The following is a 24,084-nucleotide window of genomic DNA, read 5'->3' as shown; positions in this document are numbered from 1 at the left end:
CGGCAAGCCTCGCCGGCGGATCTCGGTCAGGGACCCACCGCCTCCAGCATGCGCTTCGCCCCATCCAGCAGGCGGCGGAGGTCCGGAAGCATCTCGTTCGCCAGCGCCGAGATCGCAGGCTCGGGATGGTTCACCGCCCGTTCATAGCCGGGGATCTCCAACTCGAGGGCCTGGACCTGGACCTCGGCATAGCGCCGGCTGAGGGCAAGGAAGTCCAGCCGTTGCAGCCCTTCCCAAACCGTCTCCTGGTCCTCGAGCATCTGGAGGTCGCGGATGCCCCGCCCCTCGAGGAAGGATTGCAGCCTCGGCAGCTGCGCTTCCCGCCAGCGCGCCATCTCGGTCGCGAACGCCCTGACCTCCTCGCGCGTCTCGCGGGATGCCGCGAGGCGGGAAGCGCGAAGCTGCAACTCCGCGAAGCCGTAGAGGGAGCGCAGCGGCTCCTCCTGCCGGGGCTGGGCGGAGGCAGCGCCCGCCGCGGTCAGAAGGAGGACCAGGCCTCGTCGCGCTACTGCCATCCCGGCACCCCATGCATGTCCGGAAGGCGGTGCGCGATGCCGCGATGGCACTGGATGCAGGTCCGCTCGCCGGTGAACAGGAACCGCTCATGCGCCGCAGCGGCGCGCGGGTTCTGCTTCGTCAGGTCCATCGCCTCCGCCGTGTGGCAGTTCCGGCATTGCAGGCTGTCGTTCGCCTCCATGCGTGCCCATTCCCGCTCGGCCATCGTGCGTCGGTGGTTGAGGAAAAGCTCCCTCGTGCTGATCGTCCCGAAGAGGTGGCCCCAAACCTCCATGGAGGCCTGCATCTTGCGGCCCATCTTGTGCGTCCAGTCATGCGGCACGTGGCAATCCGCGCATTGCGCGCGCACACCCGAACGATTGACGGCGTGGATCGTGCCCTGCAATTCCTCGAACACATTGGCGCGCATCTCGTGGCAGCCGATGCAGAACTCGGTGCGGTTCGTGTACTCGAGCACGGTGTTGAAACCGCCCCAGAAGACGACGCCGGCAAAGAATCCACCCAGCGTCAGGAAGGCCAGGCTGAGCGTCGTCGCTGGCCCCAGCGCCGTGCGGATCAGCGGCAGGTTCCGGAAGGCATTCCACCGGCGCCGGATCCAGCCCGGCTGGCGTTCCGCCTGCTTCTCCGCTCCCGTATCCTCCGTCGCCGACATCAGCGCCTGCCCCGCGCACCGGTGCGCTGCTCGGGCTCGGCTAGTTCATCCATGTCGCGGAAGGTGTTCTCGACCAGGGGGCGCGCCTCCGTCTGCGGCACGTGGCACGCCAGGCAGGCGTAGCGCCGGGGCGCCAGCCCGCCGAGCGTGGTGCCGTCGCGGTCCTGGTAGTGCGTGACGGAGATCATCGGCGCTTGGCTCTGCTCCGTGAAGCGCCGGGCGTGGCAGGTCATGCACTGGTTCGCGTTGAGGTCGAGCGCATAGCCCTCGACGTTGTGCGGGATCAGCGGCGGCTGGTCCGGGTAGTTGCGGCGCACCCGCACGTCGTTGGTGATCGGCCGGGGCATGGGCGGCGCCGGCGCGTCCAGGGAGAAGGGCTCGGGCCCGCGCAGCCGGGGCGCATCCTGCGCGAACAAGGCGCCCGCGGCCGCAAGCGACACAGCCAAGATCGAGCCGGCGAGAAAGACTGGGCGCATCACCGGGGCCCTCCGCGCGGATCAGGCGGCGTCTGCGCCGTCGCGCCGGAGCGGTCCGATGCGAGCGCCACCTTGACCGCGCATTTCTTGAAATCGGTCTGCTTCGAGATCGGGTCCGTTGCGTCCAGCGTGACCTTGTTGATCAGCTGGCTCGCATCGAAGAAGGGCACGTAGACCACCCCGCGCGGCACGCGGTTGCGTCCCCGGATCTCCACGCGCGAGCGGATCTCGCCGCGGCGTGAAACGATGCGCACCTCCTGGCCCCGCCGCAGGCCACGTTGCTGCGCGTCCTCCGGATGCATGTAGAGCAGGGCGCTCGGGAAGGCGCGGTAAAGCTCGGGCACGCGCAGCGTCATCGAGCCGGAATGCCAGTGCTCCAGCACGCGCCCCGTCACGAGCCAAAGGTCATACTCCGCGTCCGGCACCTCGGCGGGCGGCTCGTAGGGCGCGCCGATCAGGTTCGCCTTCTTGTCAGGGTTGCCATAGAATTGGACCCCGGACCCGGCCTCGACATAGGGGTCGAGCCCCTCGCGGTAGCGCCACTTGGTTTCCTGCCCGCGCACCACCGGCCAGCGCAGCCCCCGCACCTCGTGATAGGTGTCGAAATCGGCGTAGTCATGGCCGTGGTCGTTTCCGAAGCGGACGTACTCGTTCCACAACCCCTTGTGGACGTAGAAGCCGAAGGCGCGGGATTCCTGGTTCTTCTGCTCGGCCCCCAGCTCGGAGAGCGGCACGGAGTCAACCTGCCCGTTGCGGTACAGCACGTCGAACAAGGTCTTGCCGCGGTACTCGGGCGCGCGGTCCAGGATCTCCGCTGGCCACACCTCGTCCGTGGTGAAGCGCTTGGAGAATTCCATGAGCTGCCACAGGTCGGACCGCGCCTCGCCCGGCGCATCCACCAGCTGGCGCCAGAACTGGGTGCGCCGCTCGGCGTTGCCGTAGGCGCCTTCCTTCTCGACCCACATCGCCGTCGGCAGGATGATGTCGGCGGCGAGCGCCGTGACCGTCGGATAGGGGTCCGACACGACGATCAGGTTGGCCGGGTTGCGGTAGCCCGGATAGGTCTCGTTATTGGTGTTCGGCGCCGTCTGGAGGTTGTTGTTGCACATGATCCAGTAGGCGTTGAGCTTGCCGTCCTTCAGCATGCGGTCCTGCAGGACGGCGTGGTACCCGACGCGCGACGGCAGCAGCCCCTGCGGCAGCTTCCAGATCTCCTCCGCCGTGCGGCGATGCTCCGGGTTCGTCACCTGCATGTCGGCCGGCAGGCGGTGCGCGAAGCAGCCGACCTCGCGCGCCGTCCCGCAGGCCGATGGCTGGCCCGTCAGGGAGAAGGGCGAGTTGCCCGGCTCGCTGATCTTCCCGGTGAGAAGATGGATATTGTAGACCATATGATTGGCCCACACGCCCCGGACGTGCTGGTTCATGCCCATGGTCCAGAGCGACATCACCTTGGTCTTCGGATCCGCATAGAGTCGCGCGAGCGCTTCGAGCTGCGGCTTTGGAACGCCGGACACCTCATGCGCGCGGTCGAGCGTGTATTCACTCATCAGCCGTGCATAGGCCTCGAAATCCGCTGGATGCGAGACCTGGGCGTCGTTCGCATGCTGGGCGCGCTGCTCCAGCACGTGCTCGGGGCGGAGCCCATAGCCGATATCCGTGTTCGCCATCCGGATGTTGACGTGGCGCTGCACGAAGTCGCGGTTCACCGCCCCCGACTGGATGATGTGGTTGGCGATGTAGTTCAGGATCACGAGGTCCGTGCCGGGCTTGAAGATGATCCCCGCGTCGGAAAGCTCGGTGGTCCGGTGCTGGTAGGTCGAGAGCGTGTGGATGCGCACGTGCCGCGCGCTGAGGCGGCGGTCCGTCACCCGCGTCCAGAGGATGGGGTGCATCTCCGCCATGTTGGAGCCCCACAGGACGAAGGCATCCGCATGCTCGAAATCGTCGTAGCACCCCATCGGCTCATCGCTGCCGAAGGTGCGGATGAAGGTGACGGCGGCCGAGGCCATGCAGTGGCGCGCATTGGGGTCGAGGTTGTTGGAGCGGAACCCGCCCCGCATCAGCTTGGTCGCGGCATACCCCTCGAACATCGTCCATTGGCCGGAACCGAACATGCCCACGGCCTCGGGCCCCTTCTCGCGCAGCACGCGCTTCCAGTGCGCGGCCATGGCGTCGAAGGCCTGATCCCAGGTGACGGGGCGGAACTCGCCATCCTTGTCCAGCCGCCCGTCGCGCATCCGCATCAGCGGCTGCGTCAGCCGGTCCGATCCGTACAGGATCTTCGACAGGAAATAGCCCTTGACGCAGTTGAGGCCACGATTCACCTCGGCGCGCATGTCGCCATGCGTCGCGACGATACGCCCGTCGCGCGTCCCGACCATTACGCCGCAGCCTGTGCCGCAGAACCGGCACGGCGCCTTGTCCCACTTGAGGCGAAGTTCGTCCCCCACTGGCACGTTCTGTGCCGATGCCGGCACGATCCCGCAGGCCGCGGCCGTGGCGGCTGCCGCCGCCTGTGTCTTGATCAGCTCACGACGCGACAAACCCATGGCTCACTCCCCGGAAACAGGCTCGCCGGCGAGCGCCGGCTCGTGGTGATGGAAGACCAGCGTCGCCGCCAGGACGCCCGACAGACGCTGGATGTGGTTCAAGCGGTCGACGATCTCGCCTTCGGACGGGGTCTCGAGCACGACGACGAGCTTGCCTGGCGCAGCCACGCTGATCTCGGCATCGGGCATCGCGCGCAGGGCGGTGATGACGCGCTCCGCCTCGTCGAGCCGGCAATGAACGACAAGGCTGGAGATGTGGGCTTCGGCAGCGCGGCCGGGCGGCTCGGACGCGCCTGCCCAGCCCTCGCGCAAATCCCCTTGGTTAGGAGGCGGCATGGCGTCAGCCCGGACCCGGCGGGCCGACGACGAGATGGTACATCCAGACCAGGAAGCCGAACCCGGCGACCACCCCCACGGCGATGAAAGGCCATATCAGGACGGCGAGAATGAAGAAGGCGAGAAGCTCCTGTCTCCTCGTTCCCCGTGCCGGCTTACTTGGCAAAGGCGTTGATGCGCCCATGTCGAGGGGTTCCTCGTGCCGTTTCCTTGCGGGTCAACACCGACACTCGCGCAATGGTTCCATGTCAATTGATGGAATGTTCTACGCGGCTCGGAAGCGCCGCCCAGCGCTCGATGTTCGCCAGAAGTCTTGAATTTCAGGATCTTGCGAGGAAAATCTCCCGCATGGCGAGGCTGACCCCCACCATGGATCTCGGCACGCGCGAAAGCGGGCGTTCGCGCGTGCCCCAGGCGTGCTGTCGCGCCTGCCGGCTCAGCCTCCGACCGGCTGGGCCCGCATCACGAAAAGCCGGTGGGTCGCGATGTCCACCTTCCGGCGCATCTCATCCTGCCAGGCTTGGTTGGCCGCCGCCTCGCTGTGGAAAGGGCCATGCAGTTCCTCGGTTCCGGGCTCCAGCTCCTCGAAATCCGTGTTCTTGAACACGCCACCCCAAACCACCCAGAATCCACGCTTGCTCATCGTCGTCTCGTTCTCCAGTCCGTGATCCCCGGTGCGGCGTGCGGGCGCCGCAGCCTTGCGTGGGGGAGCCATAGCCGCCGGCCGCGATGGACGAAACCGTGGCGCCTCCGCTTCAATGCCACGTGGGCCGGCATCGTCCCGCCGGCCGGCATCGCGAGGCCAGCAAGCCCGGCCCCGGGTTTCCAGGCCGCGGATCCAGGCGCATGCTCACGCCTGCGACAGCGGGAAGGAAGCGTCATGGCTTACACGGTGGGTGAACTCGTCGCCGAGTTCCTGCCGGCGGTGGGGGTCGACACCGCCTTCGGCATCGTTTCCGTCCACAACATCCCGATGCTCGACGCGCTGAGCCAGCGCAACGCCGTGCGCTACGTGATGGCGCGCGGCGAGATGGGCGGCGCCCACATGGCCGATGCCTATGCCCGCGTGTCGGGTCATCTCGGCGTCGTCTTCACCTCCACCGGCCCTGGCGCCGCCAATGCCATGCCCGGCCTCGTCGAGGCCCGCTTCGCCGGCAGCCCCGTGCTGCACGTCACCGGCCAGACCGCCACGCGCTTCCTCGGCCGCGACATGGGCACGGTACACGACGTGCCGGGCCAGACCGAGATGCTCGCCAGCGTGTGCAAGCGTGCCTTCCGGGTTCGTGCCCCGCAGGAAGCGCTGGCGACGCTGATGGTCGCCGCCACCGCCGCGCTGACCCCGCCCATGGGGCCCGTCAGCGTCGAGGTGCCGATCGACATCCAGCGCATGGAGGTGCCGCGTCCCGACTGGTCCGCGGTCGCGCTCTCCCTCCCCCCTGCCCCGCCGCCCGAGCCCCTCGCCCTCGCCGCCGCCGTCGCCGCGCTGCGGCAGGCGAAGCGACCCATGCTGTGGCTGGGCAACGGGGCCAAGGGCGCGCGGGAGGCGGCGCTGCGCCTGCTGGACCTCGGCTTCGGCGCCGTGTCTTCCTGGAACGGGCGCGGCATCGTCGCGGAGGACGACCCGCGCACCCTTGGCGGGCTGCACGGCGCCGGCTCGCCGCCCGTCGCCGAGTTCTACGCGGGCTGCGACGCCATGCTGGTGGTCGGCAGCCGCCTGCGCGGGCACGAGACGATGGAATTCTCGCTGAAGCTGCCGCGCCCGCTGATCCACGTGGACATCGACCCGGCGGCGAATGGCCGCACCTATCAGCCTGACATCTTCGTGCAGGGCGACGCCGCCCTGACCATGCACGCCATCGCCGACGCGCTGGAAGCGAAGCCCTCCGACCTACAGCGCGACCTCGCCGCGCTGAAGCCGCGCGCCGTGGCGGAATACGCGCGCGGCCTCGGCCCCTATGAAAGCTTCCCCGCCACGCTGCGCGCCGCCATGCCGCGCGACGCGCTGTGGGTGCGCGACATCACCATCAGCAATTCCGCCTGGGGCAACCGCATCATGCCGGTGCTGGGGCCGCGCGACGCGGTGCACCCGGTGGGCGCGGCGATCGGGCCGGGCCTGCCGCTCGGCATCGGCGCCGCCCTGGCGGGCAAGGGGCGCAAGGCCATCGCGATGGTGGGGGATGGCGGCTTCGCCCTGAACCTGCCGGAGCTTTGGACCGCGGTGCAGGAACAGGCCGAGCTCGTCATCATGGTGATGAACGACAAGGGCTACGGCGTGATCCGCCATATCCAGGATCACGCCGCCGGGCGCCGCTTCTTCCATGACCTCCAGGGGCCGGACCTGATGCAACTCGCGGCGCTGGCCGGGCTGCCGGGAATGCGCGTCTCCTCCGTGGAGGAGTTCGGGCCCACGCTGGAACGGGCCTTCGCGACGAAGGGACCGGTGCTGCTGGAGGTCGACATGGCGACCATCGGCGAGCACCCACCCTATGCGCCCTACAACCAGCCACGCAAGGCCGGCTGAGCCCCACCCGAATCAGCCCTTGCGGCGCCTCCGGCCCTTGTGGTCGGATCGCCTCGCGCGGCGCCGGCCGTCCCGGGAAGTCACGCGCGAAAATGATGACGCACGCGCCGGCACAATGGCGCGGCCAGGGAGGATTCCAGATGCTCAAGCGTCGCACCCTTGCGGCTGCGCTGGCGCTGCCCGCTTTCGGCGCGCCCCGGTCCCAGGCCCAGACCTCCGCCCCCTCATGGCCCGAGAAGCCGTTGCGCTACCTCGTCGGCGGCGCTGCGGGCGGGGCGAGCGACATCTTCATGCGCATCCTCGAGAACCACCTGCGCGAACGCCTGGGCCAGCCGCTCTGGCTCGACAACCGGCCGGGCGCGGGCGGCATGGTCGCCGCGGAGATAGCGGCCCGCGCCACGCCCGACGACCACACCTTCCTGGTGAACCACATCGCCAGCCACGGCATCGGCCCGACCCTCTACCGCACGCGCCTTTCCTTCGATCCGCTGCGCGACCTGCCGGGCGTCGCGCGCATCGCGCAGCTTCCAAACGTGCTGATCGTCAAGCCCGACCGCGGCATCAACACGGTTGAGGAGCTCGTGCGCTTCATCAAGGCCAATCCGCGCCAGTCCAACTTCGCCTCGGCCGGGGCGGGCACCTCCTCGCATCTTTCCGGCGTGCTGTTCGGGCTGCGGATGGGCGTCGAGGTGCAGCACGTCCCTTATCGCGGCACCGCCCCCAGCATGGCTGCCGTCATGAATGGCGAGGTGCTCTTCGCCATCGACAACGCCCCGGCTAGCCGCCAGCAGGTCCTTGCCGGGATGCTGCGTGCGCTTGGCGTTTCCACGGCGCAGCGCGTCAGCTTCATGCCGGAACTGCCCACGCTGCAGGAGCAGGGCGTGCCGGATTTCGACGTGGCGAGCTGGTACGGCGTCGCCGCCCCCGCCTCGACGCCGCGCCCGGTGGTCGAGCGGCTGGGCCAGGAAATCGTCGCGGCGCTGCAGGACCCGCGCATTATCGGACGCGTGCGCGAGTTCGGCGCCGAGCCGATGCCGCTCCCCCCGGCCGAGTACGACGCCTTCATGCGCCGGGAGGTGGAGAAGTGGCGCCCGGTGGTCGAGGCCTCGGGCGTCACCATCGACTAGGCAGCGCGCGCCCGAGTCTCGGCGAGCAGCCCGCCGAGGAACGCGGCCAGCGCCCCCATGCCCGAGCGCGGCGTCCCGGCGGTGCCGGCGCGGGCCTCCGCCTCGGGGTTGTAGTTCGTGTTGGTGTTCACGTCGTAGACCAGCTTCTGGCCATCCGGCCCGACTATGAACTCGATCCCGGCCACGTCCACGCCGGCCCCGTCCAGGAAGGCTTCGAGCCGGCCGATGAAGGCGCGGTCCGGCACCTCCACCACGGTGAACTTGTGCGCGGGACGCCCGGGCTCCACGCCCACCGGGCAGACCTGCTCGCCGATGGCGCAGACATCCGCCGGACAAAGCTCGAACCCCTCGCTGGTGTCCACCTCGACCGCGTAGGTGAAGCGCCGCCCGGCGAACTCCGCGCGGGTGATGACGGGCCGCGGCGCCCGCACGTAGGCCTGGAGGAGCTGGATCCCGTCCACCGGCGCCTCGTAGCGGTCGCTGCGGACGTAGTCCTCCAGCCTTTCGGGCGTGTGGAAGAGCTGCACGCCCAGGCCCTTGCCGCCGCGATTGGGCTTCAGGATGACCAGCTCGCTGCCGAAATGCTCACGCGCCGCCGCCGCGATGCCCTCTCGTCCCGCCACCATGACGGTGCGCGGCGTCCGCAGCCCCGCCGCCTCCAGCGCCGCGTATTGCCGCACCTTGCTGATCTCGAGGTCCAGCGCCGCCGGCCCGTTCACGACCTTTCGCCCCCAGCGCGTCAGCCAGGCGAGCACGCCGGCCGTCAATTCGGCGGAAAAGCGGTGGTCGCGCGTGTGCGACGAGGCGCTCATGCGGTTGTAGAAGATCCCTTCCGGGGGCGGGGCCGACAGGTCGAAAGCCTTGTCGTGCATGAACCACTCGGTCCAGGGCAGGCCCCGCGCGTCCAGCGCCTCGGCAAGGGGCGGCAGCCAGGCCGGGTTCTCGTGGATGACGTGGATCTGGCTCATCGCGGCGCTCCTCGGGCATTCCATTCAGGATGCACGATGTATGGTCGCGAAATATCAATTCCACAAGTAACCCCGAATTCCACCGAGAAATATCGTTTATTTCACGCTCCTCGGCAGCCGCCCGCCGCCAGGGCCTTCTCGACCACCGCTTGCAGGTCGGCGATGCGAAAGGGCTTGCGCAGCATGGCGGCCTCGGGCCCCGCAACGGCCTGGATCGCCGCCGTGTCCGAATAGCCGCTGACGAAGACCACCGGGCAGAGCGGATGCCGGAGCCTGGCCTGCCGCGCGAACTCCGCGCCGTTCATGCCGGGCATGGCGAAATCCACCACCAGGAGGTCCGTCCCGGCGCCCAGCTTCGCGAGCCCGCCCTCGCCATTCGCGGCCTCCTGGACCTCGTAGCCGCAGCTTTCCAGCGCCTCGACGAGGACGCGCCGCACATCCGGGTCATCGTCGACCACCAGCAGGGAAGCACGGGAGGAGGTCGACTCCGTCTCCGGCTCGGGCCTTTCCGCCGCCGGTTCCACCGCCACGGTCCGCGGCAGGAAGATACGGACCACGCTCCCCTCGCCCTCGCGGCTTTCGATGCGCACAGTCCCGCCACCCTGCCGCGCGATGCCATAGACCTGGCTGAGGCCCAGCCCGGTCCCCTGGCCGACGCTCTTCGTGGTGAAGAACGGCTCGAGGGCGCGCTCCATCACGGCGGGCGTCATCCCGGTCCCGGTGTCGGCCACCGCCAGCTCCACATACTCGCCATCGGCCAGATCGTTGTCGGCGGTGACGTCCCGGCCCGAAGCCAGGACCCGCAGTTCGCCGCCGTCGGGCATCGCATCGCGGGCGTTGATCGCGAGGTTGAGCAGCGCCAGTTCCAGCTGCGTCGGGTCGGACAGCACGGCCAGGCCCCGCCCCTCCACCTCCATCGCAAGCCGGATATGCGGCCCCAGGCTCCGTTCCAGGAGATCGCGCGCGCGCTTGATCACCTCCTCCACGAGCACGGGCCGCAGTTCCAGGCGCTGGGAGCGCGAAAAGGCGAGAAGCTGTCCGGTCAGCTTGGCCCCCCGCTCGGCCGCCCCGATCGCACCCTCGATGAGGCGGCGCGCCGAGGGCTCGACCACGGAGCACCGCTGCACCAGGTCGAGCGAGCCGACGATCGCCCCCAGCAGATTGTTGAAGTCGTGCGCGATGCCGCCGGCGAGCTGACCCAGAGCCTGCATCTTCTGCGCCTGCCGCAGCCCCTCCTCGGCCTGGACCTGTGCGGTGACGTTGCGTGCGCTGCCGACCAGCCGCGTGACGCGGCCCTGTGCACCCCGCAGCGGCACCAGCACCGTGTCCCAATATTCGCGGCGCCCGTTCAGCTCGAACTCGTCGCGGAAGGTGGTGGGCTCGCCCTTCTCCACCGCCTCGCGATAGGCGGCGACGACGCGCCCCGCCATCTCGGCCGGCAGGATCTCGTCGAGTGACTTTCCGCGCACCTCCTCGATGCGGAAGCCCACATGCTTCTGATGCGCCTCATTGAGCTGCTCCACGACAAAGGCGCCGTCCTCGCGCACTCCCATCACGAACAGCGCCTCCGCGGTGTTCTCGAAATAGGCGCGGTACAGCGCATCGGCCTCCGCCCTTGCGGCCTCGGCCAGCTCCGCATGCGCTTCGAGCCGTGCCTTGGCCTGAAGCAGCTCGGCTTCTGCGAACTTGCGGTCGTGGATGTCGGTGGACGTTCCGAACCAGTCCGTGATCGTCCCTTCCGCGTCGCGCAGCGGCTCCGCACGCGCCAGGAACCAGCGATGAACCCCGTCGTGGCGCCGATAGCGGACCTCGATCTCGTAGGTTCGGCCTTCGCCGCGGGCCTCCGCCCAAGCCCGGGTCGTGCGCTCGACATCGTCCGGATGCAGAGCCTCTGCCCATCCATCCGCCAGCGCGTCCTGCAAGTCCTGGCCCGTGTATTCGTACCAGCGCCGATTCAGGAAACGCAGGTGCCCATCGGGCGTGGCGAACCACACGAAGCCGGGCACGGTGTCTGCGAGCGTGCGGAACCGTGCCTCGGTTCCCTGCAGCGCCACTTCGGCGTCCCGGCTCCGGGTCACGTCGCGCAGCATCACCTCGATGCCCTGCGCGCTGGGAAGGAGCCGCGCTTCCAGCCAGCGCCCCGGCTTGACGGCCGAGGGCCCGACGAAGTCCCGCGCCTCGCCCGCCATGGCGGCGCGATACGCCGCCTCGCATTCCGTCCCGAGCAGCCCGGGCGCAAGCTCCCACAAGGTGGTTCCCAGCGCCCGCTCGCGGCTGGTTTCCAGGTGCCGCAGGGCGGTGTCGTTGGCGGCGGTCACCCGCCATTCGCGGTCGAGATTCAGGATGCCGTCGGGTGAGTGGGCCGGCGCGCCGCCCCAGCCCGGACTGGCGAGGAGGAGGCGAAGCCCGGCCTCCATCACCTCCTGACGGTTCCGGTATCGCCCGGCCTCGATCTCGGAGTCCATGAAGCGCTGAAGCTCGGGCGGGACGGCCGAAACCTGGCTGGGTTCATCCATGCTGCCCCCGCTTAAGGCATTTCGCGTACGCCGCCATGCGCCGGTCGGTCGGCCCGCCCACGCAGCAGTGCATGGAGGAGGATGGCCCCGAAGGTCGCGGTGCCAATCCCGCCCAGGGCGAAATCCCCGAAGCGCAGCGTGAACTCGCCCGTTCCCAGCACCAGCGGGATCGCGGCGGTCATCAAATTCTCGGGGCGCGAGAAATCCACCCGGTTATCCACCCAGATCTTCGCCCCGGCGACGGTGATCAGCCCGAACACCACGATGGAGACGCCGCCCATTACCGCCAGCGGGATGGCCTGGATCAGCGCCCCGAATTTCGGCGAGAAGCCGAGCACCACCGCCACCAGCGCCGCGACCACGAAGATCGCGGTCGAATAGACACGCGTCGCCGCCATCACGCCGATATTCTCGGCATAGGTCGTGACCCCCGTGCCGCCGGAGGATCCGGCCACCATCGTCGCCAGCCCGTCGCCCAGGAAGGCACGGCCCATATGGGGGTCCATGTCGCGGCCGGTCATCGCCGACACGGCCTTCAGGTGGCCGAGATTCTCAGCCACCAGCACCAGCGCCACGGGCGCGATCAGAAGGATCGCAGCGGGGGAGAAGACCGGCGCGGTGAAATCCGGCATCCCGAACCACGGCGCCGCCGCCAACGCATCCAGGCTCACCGGCGTGCCGAGGCCCAGCCCGTTGGTCAGCACCGCATAGGCCAGCGTGGCGAGAAGCAGCCCGACCAGGATCAGCAGGCGCTGCACCATCCCGCGCGTCCACACCGCGACAAGCGCGAGAACCAGGAAGGTCAGGGCCTGCATCCAGGCGTCGAAGGCCGTCGGCGCCATGTTCTTGACCGGGATCGCGGCGAGGTTGAGGCCGATCACCGCCACCACCGTCCCGGTGACGACGGGCGGCATCAGCCGCTCGATCCAGCGCGTCCCCACACCCATGACCACGAGGCCGATGACGGCATAAATCGCGCCGCAGGCAACGATGCCCCCCAGCGCCGCTGCGAGGTTCGGGTTCGGCCCGCTTCCCGCGTAGCCCGTCGCCGCCAGCACCACCGCGATGAAGGCGAAGGAGGAGCCGAGGTAGCTCGGCACCTTGCCGCGCGTGAGGACGAAGAAGACCAGCGTGCCCAGGCCGCTCATCAGGATGGCGATGTTGGCGTCGAAGCCCATCAGCCGCGGCGCGAGCACGGTGGCGCCGAACATCGCCACCACGTGCTGCACCCCCATGGCCATCGTCTGCGGCCAGGGCAGCCGCTCATCCGGCGCGATGGGCGCGCCCTCCGTGCCCTCGCGCCTCGTCCAATGCAGCATCCCGAACCCCCTCCGACTCCGCCGGGGATTGGGACGCAGGGCCGGCCGCGGCGCAAGGGGCGCCGCGGGCCTCAGCGTGGCGTCAGGACTCGACGCGCACGTTGGCGACGCGGACCACCTCGGCCCAGCGCGTCACCTCGTTCTCCACGAAGGCGGTGTACTCGGCCGGGCTCATCCTGCCCTCCGGCTGCATCGCCATGCCGCGCAGGAGTTCGCGTCCCTCCTGCGTCGCCAGCCAGCCGGCGAGGCTGGCATTGAGTCGCGACACGATCTCCGCCGGAATGCCGGCGCTGCCGGACAGGCCGTACCAGGCATTCGCCACCATGTCCGGGTAGCCCTGCTCTGCCCAGGTCGGGATGTCCGGATACTCGGGCAGGCGCTGCCGCGACGCCACGGCCAGCCCGCGCATCCGCCCGCCCGTCACCTGCCCGCCATGCGAGGACATGTTGTCTGAGATCAGCTCCAGCTGCCCCGCCAGCAGGTCCGTCTGCGCCGGTGCCGAGCCGCGATAGGAGATGTGCTGCACCGGGATGCCGAGCGTCCGCCCCGCCAGCTCCCCGCTGAGGTGTCCCAGGCTGCCGATGCCGCCTGAACCGAAGGAAGCTGGCGTGCCGCGCTGCTTCACCGTCTCCACCAAGCCGGCGAGGTCGCGATACGGCGCGGCGGCATTGGCCAGCAGCACCATGGGCCCGGTGCAGACCAGCCCAATATGGGTGAAGTCGCGCAGCGGGTGGTATTGCAGGTCGGAATACAGCCCCGGTGCCACGCCATGCGCCGCGCTGCTGGTGACGATCAGCGTGTAGCCATCGCCCGGCGAGCGCGCGACGGCCGTGGTGCCGATGCGTCCGCCCGCGCCGCTGCGGTTATCCACCACGAAGGGCTGGCCGAACTCGCGCTCCATGTGCCGCCCCATGGAACGGCCGATCGCGTCCAGGGACCCGCCGGCCGCAAAGGCGATCACGATGCGGACGGGCCGGTTGGGCCAAGCCCCTTGCGCGGCGGCGAGGCCCGGCAGGGCCAGGGCCGGCAGCGACAGGGCCAGGCGTCGGGACAGGGTGGTCATGCGCTCTCCTATTCAGCGGCGGCGGAGGCGCCGCCCGCGACGTGACGGTTGACGGGACGCGGCAGGCCCAGATGCTCGCGCAGCGTTGTGCCCGTGTAGTCCTGGCGATACAGCCCGCGCCGCTGCAGTTCGGGCACCACCTTCTCCACGAAATCGGTGAGGCAGGTGGGCAGCACCGGGAAGGTGACCATGAAGCCGTCGCAGGCCCCGGCCTCCATCCACTCCTCCATCACGTCGGCGATCTGCTCCGCCGTGCCGCAGAGCGTCGTCTTGCTGCGGTTGTAGCGCTGCGCGATCTGCCGCAGCGTCAACCCGTCGCGCACCATGCCGGCGATCTCGGCGAAATAGGCCTGGTGGTGGTTGCTGGCTGCTGGGATGCGGTGCGCGGGCACCGGCTCGTCCAACGGAAGGTCGGACAGGTCCACCTCCAGGTCCTGGCTGACGCGCGCCACGCCGACGGCCGGGTGCAGCATCTCCTGCAACTCGCGGTTCTTGGCCTCCGCCGCCTCGGCCGTGTCGCCGACGATGCAGGTGATGCCGCCGAGCACCTTCAGCGTGTCCGGGTGGCGACCGTACTTCGCCATGCGGCCCTTCAGGTCCTTGTAGAACTCCACCGCGCCCTTGACCGTGGCGGCGGTGCCGAACACCACCTCCGCCGTCGCCGCCGCCAGCTCCTTGCCGGTATCCGAGGCGCCAGCCTGGATGATGACCGGGTGGCCCTGAGGCGAGCGCGCGATGTTCAGCCCGCCATGGACGCGGAAGTGCTTCCCCTCATGCGCGACGGGATGCAGCTTCTCCGGCACGAAGGAGAGCTTCTCCTCGCGGTCGTAGATCCAGGCATCGTCCTCCCAGCTGTCCCAAAGCTGCTGCACCACCTCGACGAATTCCTGCGCGCGCGCGTAGCGCTCGCCATGCGGCGGCAGCTTGGCGTGGCCGAAGTTGCGCGCCGCGAAGTCGTTGGCCGAGGTGACGACGTTCCACGCCGCGCGCCCGCCCGTGATGTGGTCGAGCGAGGCGAACATGCGCGCGACGTTGTAGGGCTCGCTGAAGGAGGTGGAGACGGTCGCCCCCAGCCCGATATGCGTGGTCGCGCCCGCCACGGCGGACAGCAGCGTCACCGGCTCCAGCACGTTCATGAAGACCGGCCCGTGGCTCCAGATCTTCAGGTGCTCGGTGCGGACGGCCGGCGTGTCCGCGATGAAGAACAGGTCGAACTTGCCCTTCTCGGCCAGCTGGGCGATGCGCCGGTACCAGTTGATGTCGGGCCCCGCATCCGGCTTCGCCTCGGGCGCGAGCCAGGAGGCGAGATGCGTCCCGTTGGGCTGGACCAGCGTGGCGAGGGCGATCTGGCGGCGTTGCGGCATGGGAGGATCCTCCGGCGTTCCGGCCGGCAGTAAACTCCCTCCAGGTGCCATTCTGGAAGGGGACGGGCCGTCCTTGCCCGCCAGGAAGGCAGTCTGCCCTGGCCGGCGGGGCGCGCTGCGCCCCTCAGGGCGTTCCTTCGCGCATCAGGTGCAGCAACGGCGCGACGGCAAAGGCCCCGAGGATGGCGAGGACCGGCATCTGCGCCTCGCTGTAATGCCCGGCGCGGTCATGCAGGTTCAGGGAGCCGATGGTGCGCCCGGCCCAGCGCACCGGCAGGTTCACCGCGGACTCGCAGCCGAAGGCGGACAGTTCCTCGTGCCGGGGGAAGGCGCGGGCCATCTCCTCCGCATCCTTGCAGAAACGCGCCCGCCCCTGCCGCACGACGAGGTCATGGAAGTCCGACCCGTCATGGATCGGCGCCTCCTGGCCCAGCAGCCAGGTCTGCGGCTCGCTGGAATGGACGCGGCGCGTCACGCCCCGCGCCTCGTCCACCAGCAGGATGGTGAAGAGGCGGCGCCCGGCCAATCGCTCCCCCGCCGCGTCCAGCGCCGCGAAGCTGGCGCGCGGCTGGTCGGGGAGGGTCAGCGCCTCCGTCAGCAGGGCAAGGGTCACGGGGCCGCCCGGGTCAGGCCCGGCGCGCGGCGCCGGGCGCTCGGGGAGAGCATGGGCCGAAATCTGCCTTTCGCGGCGGCCAGGGGCCGATGCCGGAACGTGGGGAACGGCCCCTAACTGGCCGGATTGCGGTTGGGGGTCAACCGGAACGGGCCGGTCACCGCCCCGGGTCGCGCGGGTCCCACAGCAGGCGGTTCGCGCCGTGGGCATAGGCCTTGCCCCCGGGGTAGCTCACCAATTCGAACTGCAGGCCCCAGGGCGCGCGGAAGTACACCCAGCTCTGCCCGGCGCTGGGCCCCGCATGGCGCACCACCGGCTCGCCCATGACCTCGACGCCATGGGCGCGCAGATGCGCCAGCGCGGCCTCCATGTCGTCCACGTAGAGGGCGATGTGGTGCCCGCCCACGTCGCTGTTGCACGGAACCTCGCGGCTTTGGCCCGGCGCCTCGTACTCGAAGAGTTCGAGGTTCAGCCCCATGCCCAGGCGCAGGAAGCGCAGCATCCGCACGCGCGCCGCCGGGTCCACGCCCAGGCGGCGCGCCATGTCGTCGCGCGACGCCTCGATGGGGCCGATGTCGTAGAAGCGCTCCGCGCCCAGCACCTCGACGAAGAAGCGCGTCGCTTCCTCCAGGTCCGGCACGGTCAGCCCCACATGGTCGCCGCCGCGCAGCCCCGGCAGCCCTTTCCCCGCCTGACTCATCTTCTCTCCCTCACGCCATATGGAGGCCGCCATTCACCTGGATCGCCTCCCCGTTCACGAAGCCCGCCGCGTCGCTGCACAGGAAGGCGACGACGCCCGCCACCTCCTCGGCCTTGCCATGGCGACCCAGCGGCGTCTGCGCGCGCAGCGCCTCGCCCCGCGCCTCCCGCAGCCCCTCGGTCATCGCCGTCTCGATGATGCCCGGCGAGACGGCGTTCACCCGCGTGCGCGGTCCGAGCTCCCAAGCGAGGCTGCGCGCGAAGCCGATCAGCCCGGCCTTGGCCGCGGCGTAATGCGCATGGTCGCGGCTGCCCCGGTGCCCGGCGACCGAGGAAAGCAGGACGATGGCGCTGTTCTCCCGCAGCGCGGGGATGGCAGAGCGGCACAGGCGGAACACCCCGTCCAGGTTCACTTCCATCACCGCGCGCCATGCCTCGTCGCGCATCGTCGCGACCGAATTGTCCGGATAGACGCCGGCGGCAGGCACCAGGAAATCGAGCCCGCCGAAGCATCGCACGCAGCGCGCCACCGCCTCCTCCGCATCCGACCCCGAGGCGGCGTCCAGCCGCATCAACTCCACGCGCCGCGCATCGCCGAGGGTGGATGCCAGCGATTCCAGCGCCGCCGTGTCACGATCCGCCAGCAGCAGATCTGCGCCCGCCTCGTGGAACAGCCGCGCCACCGCGCGCCCGATGCCCCCGGCCGCGCCGGTCAGCAGCAGGCAGCGCCCCGCGAAGTCATGGCTGGTTCGCCCCATTTCAGAAGATCTCCGGATGCGCGGCGAGGGCGAGGCGCGTGCGGCGGATGTGCAGGGCCAGCAGCGCCTCCGCATCGATGCGGTCGCGGCGGCGCAGCGCCTCCACTAGCAGACGGTGCTCGTGATGGATTACCCACTGCCCCTCTCGCCCCACCAGCGAGGCATAGGCGCGGCGGTAGTGCTGCGTTCGGTCCCAGAAGCCGCGGATGGTGGCCTCCAGCATCGGCATCCCGGCGCGGCTGCACGTCAGCAGGTGGAAGACGCGGTCGAGGCGCAGGAAGGTCTCCACCTCCTCCGCCTCCTCCATCTCGGCGACCAGGGCTTCCAGCCGCGCGATCTCCTCCCCGGTCAGGGCCTGGATGCCCTCGCCAAGGGCCAGCGGCTCCAGCCGCTCGCGCATCTTGTAGGTCTCGAGGCACTCGGCGAGGTCCAGCTTGGCGACCCAGGCGCCGCTATTCGCGACGAGGCGCACGAGGCCCTCGGCCTCCAGCACGCGCAGTGCCTCGCGCACCGGGATGCGGCTACTGCCAAAGCGCTCGGCGAGCTCTTCCTGGCGGATGCGCGCGCCGGGTTCCATGGCGCCGCTTAGGATCGCCTCGCGCAGCGAGGCCGCCACGCGCCGTCCGACCAGCGAGTCCGCCTGCATCGCGCCATCCTTCTCCTGCCGGGTTCATGGCACGCAGGAGAGGTGGACGGCAAGACGATTGGATACGATCAGGCCGGTCCGGCGCCTTCTGATGCCCATACCGCTTGTCATTGGATACAATCACTGCCAAAGCCGTGAGATCCGAGGACGCCGGAAGGGACGACGCCATGGCTGAAGAGACTTCCCTCACCCACGCCGCCCCTTGGGTCGCGCTGCGTGCCACCCAGGCGGATTGGGACGCGCTCCCGCCCGAGGCTCTGCGCCGGATGCTCACCTCCCTCCACCTCATCCGCGCCTTCGAGGAGGCGGTGCTGGAACTGGCCGGCGAGGGGCTGGTCCATGGTCCCGCCCATTCCTCCATCGGCCAGGAAGGCGGCGCTGTCGGCGCCATCCTGCCCCTCCGCTCGGGCGACCACGTCAATGGCTCGCATCGCGGGCACCACCATTTCCTCGCCAAGGCGCTGAACCACGTTTCCGGGTCGCAGCCCCTAGACCCCGCCGCCCCCTTCGACGGGATGATCCACCGCACGCTGCATGGTGCCATGGCGGAGATCATGGGCCTCGCCGCCGGCTTCTGCCGCGGCCGTGGCGGCTCCATGCATCTGCGCTGGGCCGAGGCGGGGGTGCTGGGCACCAACGCCATCGTCGGCGGCGGCGTGCCGCTGGCGGCCGGCGCCGCCTGGGCGCATCGCCACGCCGGGACGGACGACGTCGCGGTTTCCTTTTTCGGCGATGGCGCCATGAACATCGGCTCGGTGCTGGAGACGATGAACCTCGCTGCCGCCTGGAAGCTGCCGCTGGTCTTCTTCGTGGAGAACAACCGCTACGCCGTCTCCACCACCGTCGAGGAATCCACAGCCGAGCCTCGGCTTTCCGCGCGCGGCCCCGGCTTCGCCATCCCCTCCTGGCGCGTGGACGGCATGGATCCGGTGGCGGTGATGCTCGCCATGGAGCGCGCCCTCGCCCATGCCCGCGCCGGAAACGGTCCGGCGCTCATCGAGGCGGAGGTGTATCGCTTCTTTCACCAGAACGGTCCGCTCCCCGGCAGCGCCTTCGGCTACCGCTCCAAGGAGGAGGAGGCGCAGTGGCGCGCCCGCGACCCGCTGGACCGCGCGGCGCGCGAGATGACCAGGCGCGGCCTCGTTACGGACGAGGAGGTTGCGGCCCTTCGCCGCCGCGCCGTGGAGGCGCACGCCGCCATCGTCGCCGAACTGACGGAGCCGGACGGCAATGCGCGCCGCGTCCGCCCCTCCCTTTGGCCCGACCGCGCCTTCCGCGACGTCGGCGTCCGTGGCGACCTGTCGGAACTGCGCGGCAAGCCCGCGCTGGACGGCGCGCCCCCCTGGCCGCTGACCGAGCGCCGCTTCGTGGACGTGGTGGCCGACGTCATGACCCGCCGCATGGAGCAGGATCCCCGCATCGTCGTGCTGGGCGAGGACGTGCACCGGCTGAAGGGCGGCACCAACGGCGCCACGCGCGGCCTCGCCGAGCGCTTCCCCGGCCGCGTCCTCGGCACCCCGATCAGCGAGAACGCCTTCTTCGGCCTCGCCGGCGGCGTGGCTATGGATGGCCGGTTCCGACCGGTGGTGGAATTCATGTACCCGGACTTCATGTGGGTCGCGGCGGACCAGGTGTTCAACCAGGTCGGCAAGGCGCGCCACATGTTCGGCGGCGACATGGCGGTGCCGCTGGTGCTTCGGACCAAGGTTGCGATGGGCACCGGCTACGGCTCGCAGCATTCCATGGACCCGGCCGGCATCTTCGCCACCGCCCCCGGGTGGCGCATCGTCGCCCCCTCCGACCCGGTGGACTACGTGGGGCTGATGAACGCGGCGCTGGCCTGCGACGACCCCGTGCTCGTCCTGGAGCACGTGGACCTCTACAACCGCACCATGCCGGCGCCTGCGGAGATGGACTACCTCCTCCCGCCCGGCCGCGCGGCTTTGCGCCGCAGGGGGCGCCGCGCCACGATCATCACATACCTTTCCATGGTGCATCGCGTGCTGGAGGCGGCCGACAAGCTGGAGGCCGACGTGGACGTGATCGACCTGCGCTGGCTGGACCGTGCGAGCCTCGACTGGGAAACGATCGAGGAAAGCGTGCGCCGCACCAACAACGTGCTCCTCGTGGAGCAGGGGGCGCGCGGCACTTCCTATGGCGCATGGCTGGCCGACGAGATGCAGCGCCGCCTCTTCGACTGGCTCGACCAACCCATCGCGCGCGTGACAGGCGGCGAGGCCTCGCCCTCCATCTCCAAGGTGCTGGAACGCGCCGCCTTCGCAGGCACGGAGGAGGTGGAGGAAGCACTCGCGGCATTGCTGCACCACGCCGCCTAGCGGGCGGGCCGGTCCGGTCGCGGGTTGACACCGCGCCTCCCCCCGTCCTTGATATATCCAACATCACATAACGCTCCGCCGGAGCAGGGAGAACGTCCGATGCCGGATAGCGCAACGCCGCGTGCCGTCGTCCAAAACGCCACCGTCGCGATGCGCCTCGCCGAGGCGTTCGCGCGGCACGGCGTTTCGGTGACCTTCGGCCAGAGCCTGCCCTCCGCCTTCCACCTCGCCGCGCCGCAGGTCGGCATCCGCCAGGCCATGTACCGGCAGGAAAACATGGGCGGCATCATGGCCGACGGCTATGCGCGCATCAGCGGCCGCGTCGGCGTCGTCACCGCGCAGAACGGCCCGGCCGCCGCCCTGCTCGTCGCCCCGCTGGCCGAGGCGCTGAAGGCCTCGGTCCCCGTCGTGGCACTGGTCCAGGAGGTGAACCGGAACCAGGCCGACAAGAACGCCTTCCAGGAACTCGACCACATCCGCATGTTCGACGCGGTGGCTAAGTGGGTGCGCCGCATCGATCGCGCCGACCGGCTCGAAGACTACGTGGACATGGCCTTCACCGCCGCCGCCTCTGGCCGACCCGGCCCGGCCGTGCTGCTCGTCCCGGCCGACCTGCTGACCGACAGCGCCGCGCCGCCCAGCCCGCGCCGTGCGAGCCTCGGCATCTATCCGCTCGACCGTTCCATGCCCGACCCGGCGCTGATCGAGCAGGCCGCCGATCTCCTTGCCTCGGCGAAGGCGCCGCTGGTGCTGGCCGGCGGCGGCGTCCATCTTTCCGACGCGACGGCCGCCCTCGCCGCGCTCCAGGCGGAGGCGCACCTGCCCGTCGGCACCACGGTGATGGGCAAGGGCACGGCGGACGAGAACCATCCGCTGACGCTCGGCATCATCGGCTACGTCATGTCGCCCGGCGCGCGCTCCCACAAGCTGCGCGCGATGGTGGAGCGGTCGGACGTGGTGCTGCTGGTCGGCACCCGCACCAACGCCAACGGCACCGACAACTGGACCATGTTCCCCGAGGGGACGCGCTTCATCCACATCGACCCCGACCCGCAAGAGATCGGCCGCAACTACGAGGCGCTGCGCCTCGTCGGCGATGCGCGCCTGACCCTGGAAGCCCTGCGGGCCGCGCTGGCGAAGCGCGACCTTTCTGCTCGGATGGCGGCGCGCAAGCGCATCGCGGGCGAGATCGCCGAGGCCGTTTCCGACTGGCGCGGCCGCATCAAGGAGGTCTCCACGCGCGAGGGCCGCCGCGTCCGCCCGGAGCGCATCATGGCCGAGCTGGACAGCCGCATGACCGGCGAGGAGATCGTCGTCGGCGATGCCAGCTACTCCTCCATGTGGGTCGGGCAGTTCCTCACCGCGCGCCGCGCCGGGCAGCGCTTCCTGACGCCGCGCGGCATCGCGGGGCTGGGCTGGGGCCTGCCGCTGGCCATCGGCGCGCAGGTGGCCGCGCCCGACCGGCGCGTCATCTGCCTCGCCGGCGATGGCGGCTTCGGTCATTCCTGGGCGGAGCTGGAGATGCTGCGGCGCCACGAGCTGCCGGTGACGCTGATCGTGCTGAACAACGGCATCCTCGGCTACCAGAAGCATGCCGAGCAGGTGAAGTTCGGCGAGCACACCGACGCGGTGGACTTCACCGAGGTGGACCACGCGCTGATCGCTCAGGGCTGCGGCGTCGCCTCGCTCCGCGTCACCGAGGCCTCGCAGGTCGGACCCGCGCTGGACGAGGCCTTCTCCGCCCGCCGCCCAATGCTGCTCGACGTCGTTTCCGACCCCGAGGCGCGACCGCCGATCAACTACTACGCCGGCCATTTCGACGAGCCGTACTGAGCATGCAGGCGCTGCGGAAGTCGCGCCCCGGCTCCGGGCTGGGGCTGGAGCCCGTCTCCGCCCTTCCCGCCCCCGCGGCGGGCGAGGTGCTGATGCGCGTCGAGAATGTCGGCATCTGCGGCAGCGACGTGCACGCCTATGAATGGACGGATGGCTACGGCTTCATGGAGCCGCACCTCCCGGTCACCATGGGCCACGAGTTCGCCGGCCATGTCGTCGCCACCGGTCCCGGCGTGGAGATGCAGCCGGGCCAGCGCGTCGCCGTGATGCCGGGCATCCCATGCGGCACCTGCGCGGCCTGCCGGCGCGGTGAGCCGCGCGGCTGCACCAACCGCCGGACGGTGGGGTTGACGGTGGATGGCGGCTTCGCCTCCCATGTCCGCGTTCCGGCCGCCAACTGCATCGCCCTGCCCGACAACGTGGACACCGAGGTCGGCGCCCTTGCCGAGCCGCTCGCCGTGGGTTGCGAGGGCGTGCTGACCGCGGGCGTCGGATTGGGCGACACGGTGCTGGTGATGGGGCCCGGCACCATCGGCCAAGCCCTGGCCCTCATGGCGCGCTTCGCGGGGGCGGCGCGCGTCATCGTCTCCGGCCGCGCCGATGCGCCGCGCTTCGAGGTGCTGCGTGCCCTGGGCTTCTGCGACCTCGTGGACGTGGCCGAAGCCCCGCTGCGCGATCAGGTGCTGGCACTGAACAACGGGCTGCCGGTGGACGCGGTGCTGGAGGCGACCGGCATCCCTTCGACGGTCAACGAGGGGCTGTCCGTGCTGCGCAAGGATGGGGTGCTGGTCGCGGTGGGCATCCATGCCTCCTCGCTGACGCTGCCGCTCACCGATTTCGTGCGGATGCGCCACCAGCTTCGCGCCTCGCACGGCGCCGCGCGCCGCACCTGGGACCGTGTCCTGGCGCTGCTGTCGCGCGACCCGGAAGCCTTCCGCCCGATGATCACCCATCGCCTGCCGCTGGAGCGCGGCGTCGAGGGCTTCGAACTGGCGCGGCAACGCGCCGCCTCCAAGGTGATGCTGCAACCATGAGCGAACGCGACCGCCTGGCCCTCGTCACCGGCGCGGCGCGCGGCATCGGCGCCGCTGTCGCCCGTCACCTCGCGCAGCGGGGCCATCCCGTCCTCATCACCGACGTGACCGGCGAGGAGGAAGCGACCGCCGCCGCCCTGCGCGCCGAAGGCCACGACGCCCGCGCCCTGCGCCTGGACGTTTCCGACGAGGCGGCGGTGGGCGCGCTGCCTGGGGCGGTGGGCGCGGATTGGTCGCGCCTCGCCATCGTGGTGAACAATGCCGGCATCTCGCCCAAGCACGGCGGCAAGCCGCTGCCGGTGGCGGAGATGCCCGTCGCCGAATGGCGCCGCGTGCTAGAGGTGAACCTGACCGGCGCCTTCCTGGTCACCCAGGCCGCCATCCCGGCCCTGGTGTCGCGTGGCTGGGGCCGCGTGGTGATGATCACGAGCCAGGCGGCGCGCGCCAAGAGCATGGTGGCCGGTGCCCACTACGCCGCCAGCAAGACCGGCCTCACCGGCCTCGCACGCTCCCTCGCCACGCAGCTTGGGCCGCGCGGCGTCACGGTGAACTGCATCGCCCCCGGCCGCATCGAGACTCCGATGGCCATGGGCGCCGCCGCCGGGATGAACGAGGCCTTCCTCGCGAACATCCCGCTTGGCCGCATGGGCACGCCGGAAGAGGTGGCGGAGGTCGCGGGATTCCTTGCTTCCGACGCCGCCTCCTACCTCAATGGAACGACGATCGACGTGGGTGGCGGCAGCTTCATGCCCTGAACG

Annotated in this window: 22 protein-coding genes; 6 read left to right on the top strand and 16 right to left on the bottom strand. The window is 70.3% G+C overall.

The annotated features are described in order from the left end of the window. Positions 1 to 26: 26 nt before the first annotated feature. The 7 genes from OF850_RS01305 to OF850_RS01275 all read right to left on the bottom strand — a co-directional run bounded on the left by OF850_RS01305 (position 27) and on the right by OF850_RS01275 (position 5,172). Positions 27 to 515 carry a DUF4142 domain-containing protein gene (locus OF850_RS01305; protein WP_301587859.1) on the bottom strand — a complete coding sequence of 163 codons (489 nt, stop codon included), beginning with the start codon at positions 513 to 515 and terminating at the stop codon, positions 27 to 29. Further along, positions 506 to 1,168: a NapC/NirT family cytochrome c gene (locus OF850_RS01300; protein WP_301587858.1), complete on the bottom strand. Its 663-nt coding sequence runs from the start codon at positions 1,166 to 1,168 to the stop codon at positions 506 to 508. The genes OF850_RS01305 and OF850_RS01300 overlap by 10 nt, the downstream gene beginning before the upstream one ends. Next, positions 1,168 to 1,644: a nitrate reductase cytochrome c-type subunit gene (locus tag OF850_RS01295; RefSeq protein WP_301587857.1), complete on the bottom strand. Its 477-nt coding sequence runs from the start codon at positions 1,642 to 1,644 to the stop codon at positions 1,168 to 1,170. Before OF850_RS01295 ends, OF850_RS01300 begins: the two co-directional genes overlap by 1 nt. Further along, positions 1,644 to 4,193 carry a periplasmic nitrate reductase subunit alpha gene (napA, locus tag OF850_RS01290; RefSeq protein WP_301587856.1) on the bottom strand — a complete coding sequence of 850 codons (2,550 nt, stop codon included), beginning with the start codon at positions 4,191 to 4,193 and terminating at the stop codon, positions 1,644 to 1,646. Before napA ends, OF850_RS01295 begins: the two co-directional genes overlap by 1 nt. A gap of 3 nt (positions 4,194 to 4,196) precedes the next feature. Beyond that, positions 4,197 to 4,505 carry a chaperone NapD gene (locus OF850_RS01285; protein WP_301587855.1) on the bottom strand — a complete coding sequence of 103 codons (309 nt, stop codon included), beginning with the start codon at positions 4,503 to 4,505 and terminating at the stop codon, positions 4,197 to 4,199. Between the two features lie 28 nt (positions 4,506 to 4,533). Then, positions 4,534 to 4,713, bottom strand: a complete 180-nt coding sequence (gene napE / locus OF850_RS01280) for a periplasmic nitrate reductase, NapE protein (protein ID WP_301587854.1) — start codon at positions 4,711 to 4,713, stop codon at positions 4,534 to 4,536. Between the two features lie 252 nt (positions 4,714 to 4,965). Next, positions 4,966 to 5,172: a DUF4170 domain-containing protein gene (locus tag OF850_RS01275; RefSeq protein WP_301587853.1), complete on the bottom strand. Its 207-nt coding sequence runs from the start codon at positions 5,170 to 5,172 to the stop codon at positions 4,966 to 4,968. Positions 5,173 to 5,409: 237 nt separating this feature from the next. Between OF850_RS01275 and OF850_RS01270 the strand changes: the two genes are divergently transcribed. Next, positions 5,410 to 7,050: a thiamine pyrophosphate-binding protein gene (locus OF850_RS01270; RefSeq protein WP_301587852.1), complete on the top strand. Its 1,641-nt coding sequence runs from the start codon at positions 5,410 to 5,412 to the stop codon at positions 7,048 to 7,050. A gap of 140 nt (positions 7,051 to 7,190) precedes the next feature. Continuing rightward, positions 7,191 to 8,177, top strand: coding sequence for a Bug family tripartite tricarboxylate transporter substrate binding protein (locus OF850_RS01265; RefSeq protein WP_301587851.1), 987 nt, complete (start codon positions 7,191 to 7,193; stop codon positions 8,175 to 8,177). Here OF850_RS01265 and OF850_RS01260 read toward each other — a convergent pair. From OF850_RS01260 to OF850_RS01220, 9 genes are all read right to left on the bottom strand, one after another. Further along, a complete protein-coding gene (locus tag OF850_RS01260; RefSeq protein ID WP_301587850.1) occupies positions 8,174 to 9,145 on the bottom strand; it encodes an ATP-grasp domain-containing protein in 972 nt (323 codons plus the stop codon). The genes OF850_RS01265 and OF850_RS01260 overlap by 4 nt on opposite strands. Positions 9,146 to 9,246: 101 nt before the next feature. Beyond that, positions 9,247 to 11,661: a PAS domain-containing protein gene (locus OF850_RS01255; protein WP_301587849.1), complete on the bottom strand. Its 2,415-nt coding sequence runs from the start codon at positions 11,659 to 11,661 to the stop codon at positions 9,247 to 9,249. Between the two features lie 11 nt (positions 11,662 to 11,672). Continuing rightward, positions 11,673 to 12,980 (bottom strand): solute carrier family 23 protein, encoded by a 1,308-nt coding sequence (locus OF850_RS01250; RefSeq protein WP_301587848.1) that lies wholly within the window; start codon positions 12,978 to 12,980, stop codon positions 11,673 to 11,675. A gap of 82 nt (positions 12,981 to 13,062) precedes the next feature. Next, positions 13,063 to 14,043, bottom strand: coding sequence for a Bug family tripartite tricarboxylate transporter substrate binding protein (locus tag OF850_RS01245; protein ID WP_301587847.1), 981 nt, complete (start codon positions 14,041 to 14,043; stop codon positions 13,063 to 13,065). An 8-nt stretch (positions 14,044 to 14,051) separates the two neighbouring features. After that, on the bottom strand, positions 14,052 to 15,407 hold the full coding sequence (locus OF850_RS01240) for an LLM class flavin-dependent oxidoreductase (protein WP_301587846.1): 1,356 nt from the start codon (positions 15,405 to 15,407) through the stop codon (positions 14,052 to 14,054). A 124-nt stretch (positions 15,408 to 15,531) separates the two neighbouring features. Next, a complete protein-coding gene (locus OF850_RS01235) occupies positions 15,532 to 16,020 on the bottom strand; it encodes a GAF domain-containing protein (protein ID WP_301587845.1) in 489 nt (162 codons plus the stop codon). Between the two features lie 157 nt (positions 16,021 to 16,177). Next, positions 16,178 to 16,720 carry a VOC family protein gene (locus OF850_RS01230; RefSeq protein WP_301587844.1) on the bottom strand — a complete coding sequence of 181 codons (543 nt, stop codon included), beginning with the start codon at positions 16,718 to 16,720 and terminating at the stop codon, positions 16,178 to 16,180. Positions 16,721 to 16,730: 10 nt separating this feature from the next. Next, positions 16,731 to 17,477 (bottom strand): SDR family oxidoreductase, encoded by a 747-nt coding sequence (locus tag OF850_RS01225; protein ID WP_301587843.1) that lies wholly within the window; start codon positions 17,475 to 17,477, stop codon positions 16,731 to 16,733. Position 17,478: 1 nt separating this feature from the next. Next, complete coding sequence (locus tag OF850_RS01220; protein WP_301587842.1) at positions 17,479 to 18,123, bottom strand: GntR family transcriptional regulator; 645 nt, start codon at positions 18,121 to 18,123, stop codon at positions 17,479 to 17,481. A 167-nt stretch (positions 18,124 to 18,290) separates the two neighbouring features. On the opposite strand from OF850_RS01220, the gene OF850_RS01215 reads away from it, so the two are divergent. From OF850_RS01215 to OF850_RS01200, 4 genes are all read left to right on the top strand, one after another. Beyond that, positions 18,291 to 20,459, top strand: a complete 2,169-nt coding sequence (locus OF850_RS01215) for an alpha-ketoacid dehydrogenase subunit alpha/beta (RefSeq protein ID WP_301587841.1) — start codon at positions 18,291 to 18,293, stop codon at positions 20,457 to 20,459. A 99-nt stretch (positions 20,460 to 20,558) separates the two neighbouring features. After that, on the top strand, positions 20,559 to 22,292 hold the full coding sequence (locus OF850_RS01210; protein WP_301587840.1) for an acetolactate synthase catalytic subunit: 1,734 nt from the start codon (positions 20,559 to 20,561) through the stop codon (positions 22,290 to 22,292). A 2-nt stretch (positions 22,293 to 22,294) separates the two neighbouring features. Further along, positions 22,295 to 23,326, top strand: a complete 1,032-nt coding sequence (locus OF850_RS01205; RefSeq protein ID WP_301587839.1) for a zinc-dependent alcohol dehydrogenase — start codon at positions 22,295 to 22,297, stop codon at positions 23,324 to 23,326. Beyond that, positions 23,323 to 24,081, top strand: a complete 759-nt coding sequence (locus OF850_RS01200; RefSeq protein ID WP_301587838.1) for an SDR family oxidoreductase — start codon at positions 23,323 to 23,325, stop codon at positions 24,079 to 24,081. Before OF850_RS01205 ends, OF850_RS01200 begins: the two co-directional genes overlap by 4 nt. Positions 24,082 to 24,084 lie beyond the last annotated feature (3 nt).

The organism is Sabulicella glaciei, from assembly GCF_026183895.1.
Lineage (GTDB): Bacteria > Pseudomonadota > Alphaproteobacteria > Acetobacterales > Acetobacteraceae > Roseococcus > Roseococcus glaciei.
The sequence above is the reverse complement of the archived record's forward strand: the minus strand, read 5'-3'. Positions and strand labels throughout refer to the sequence as shown.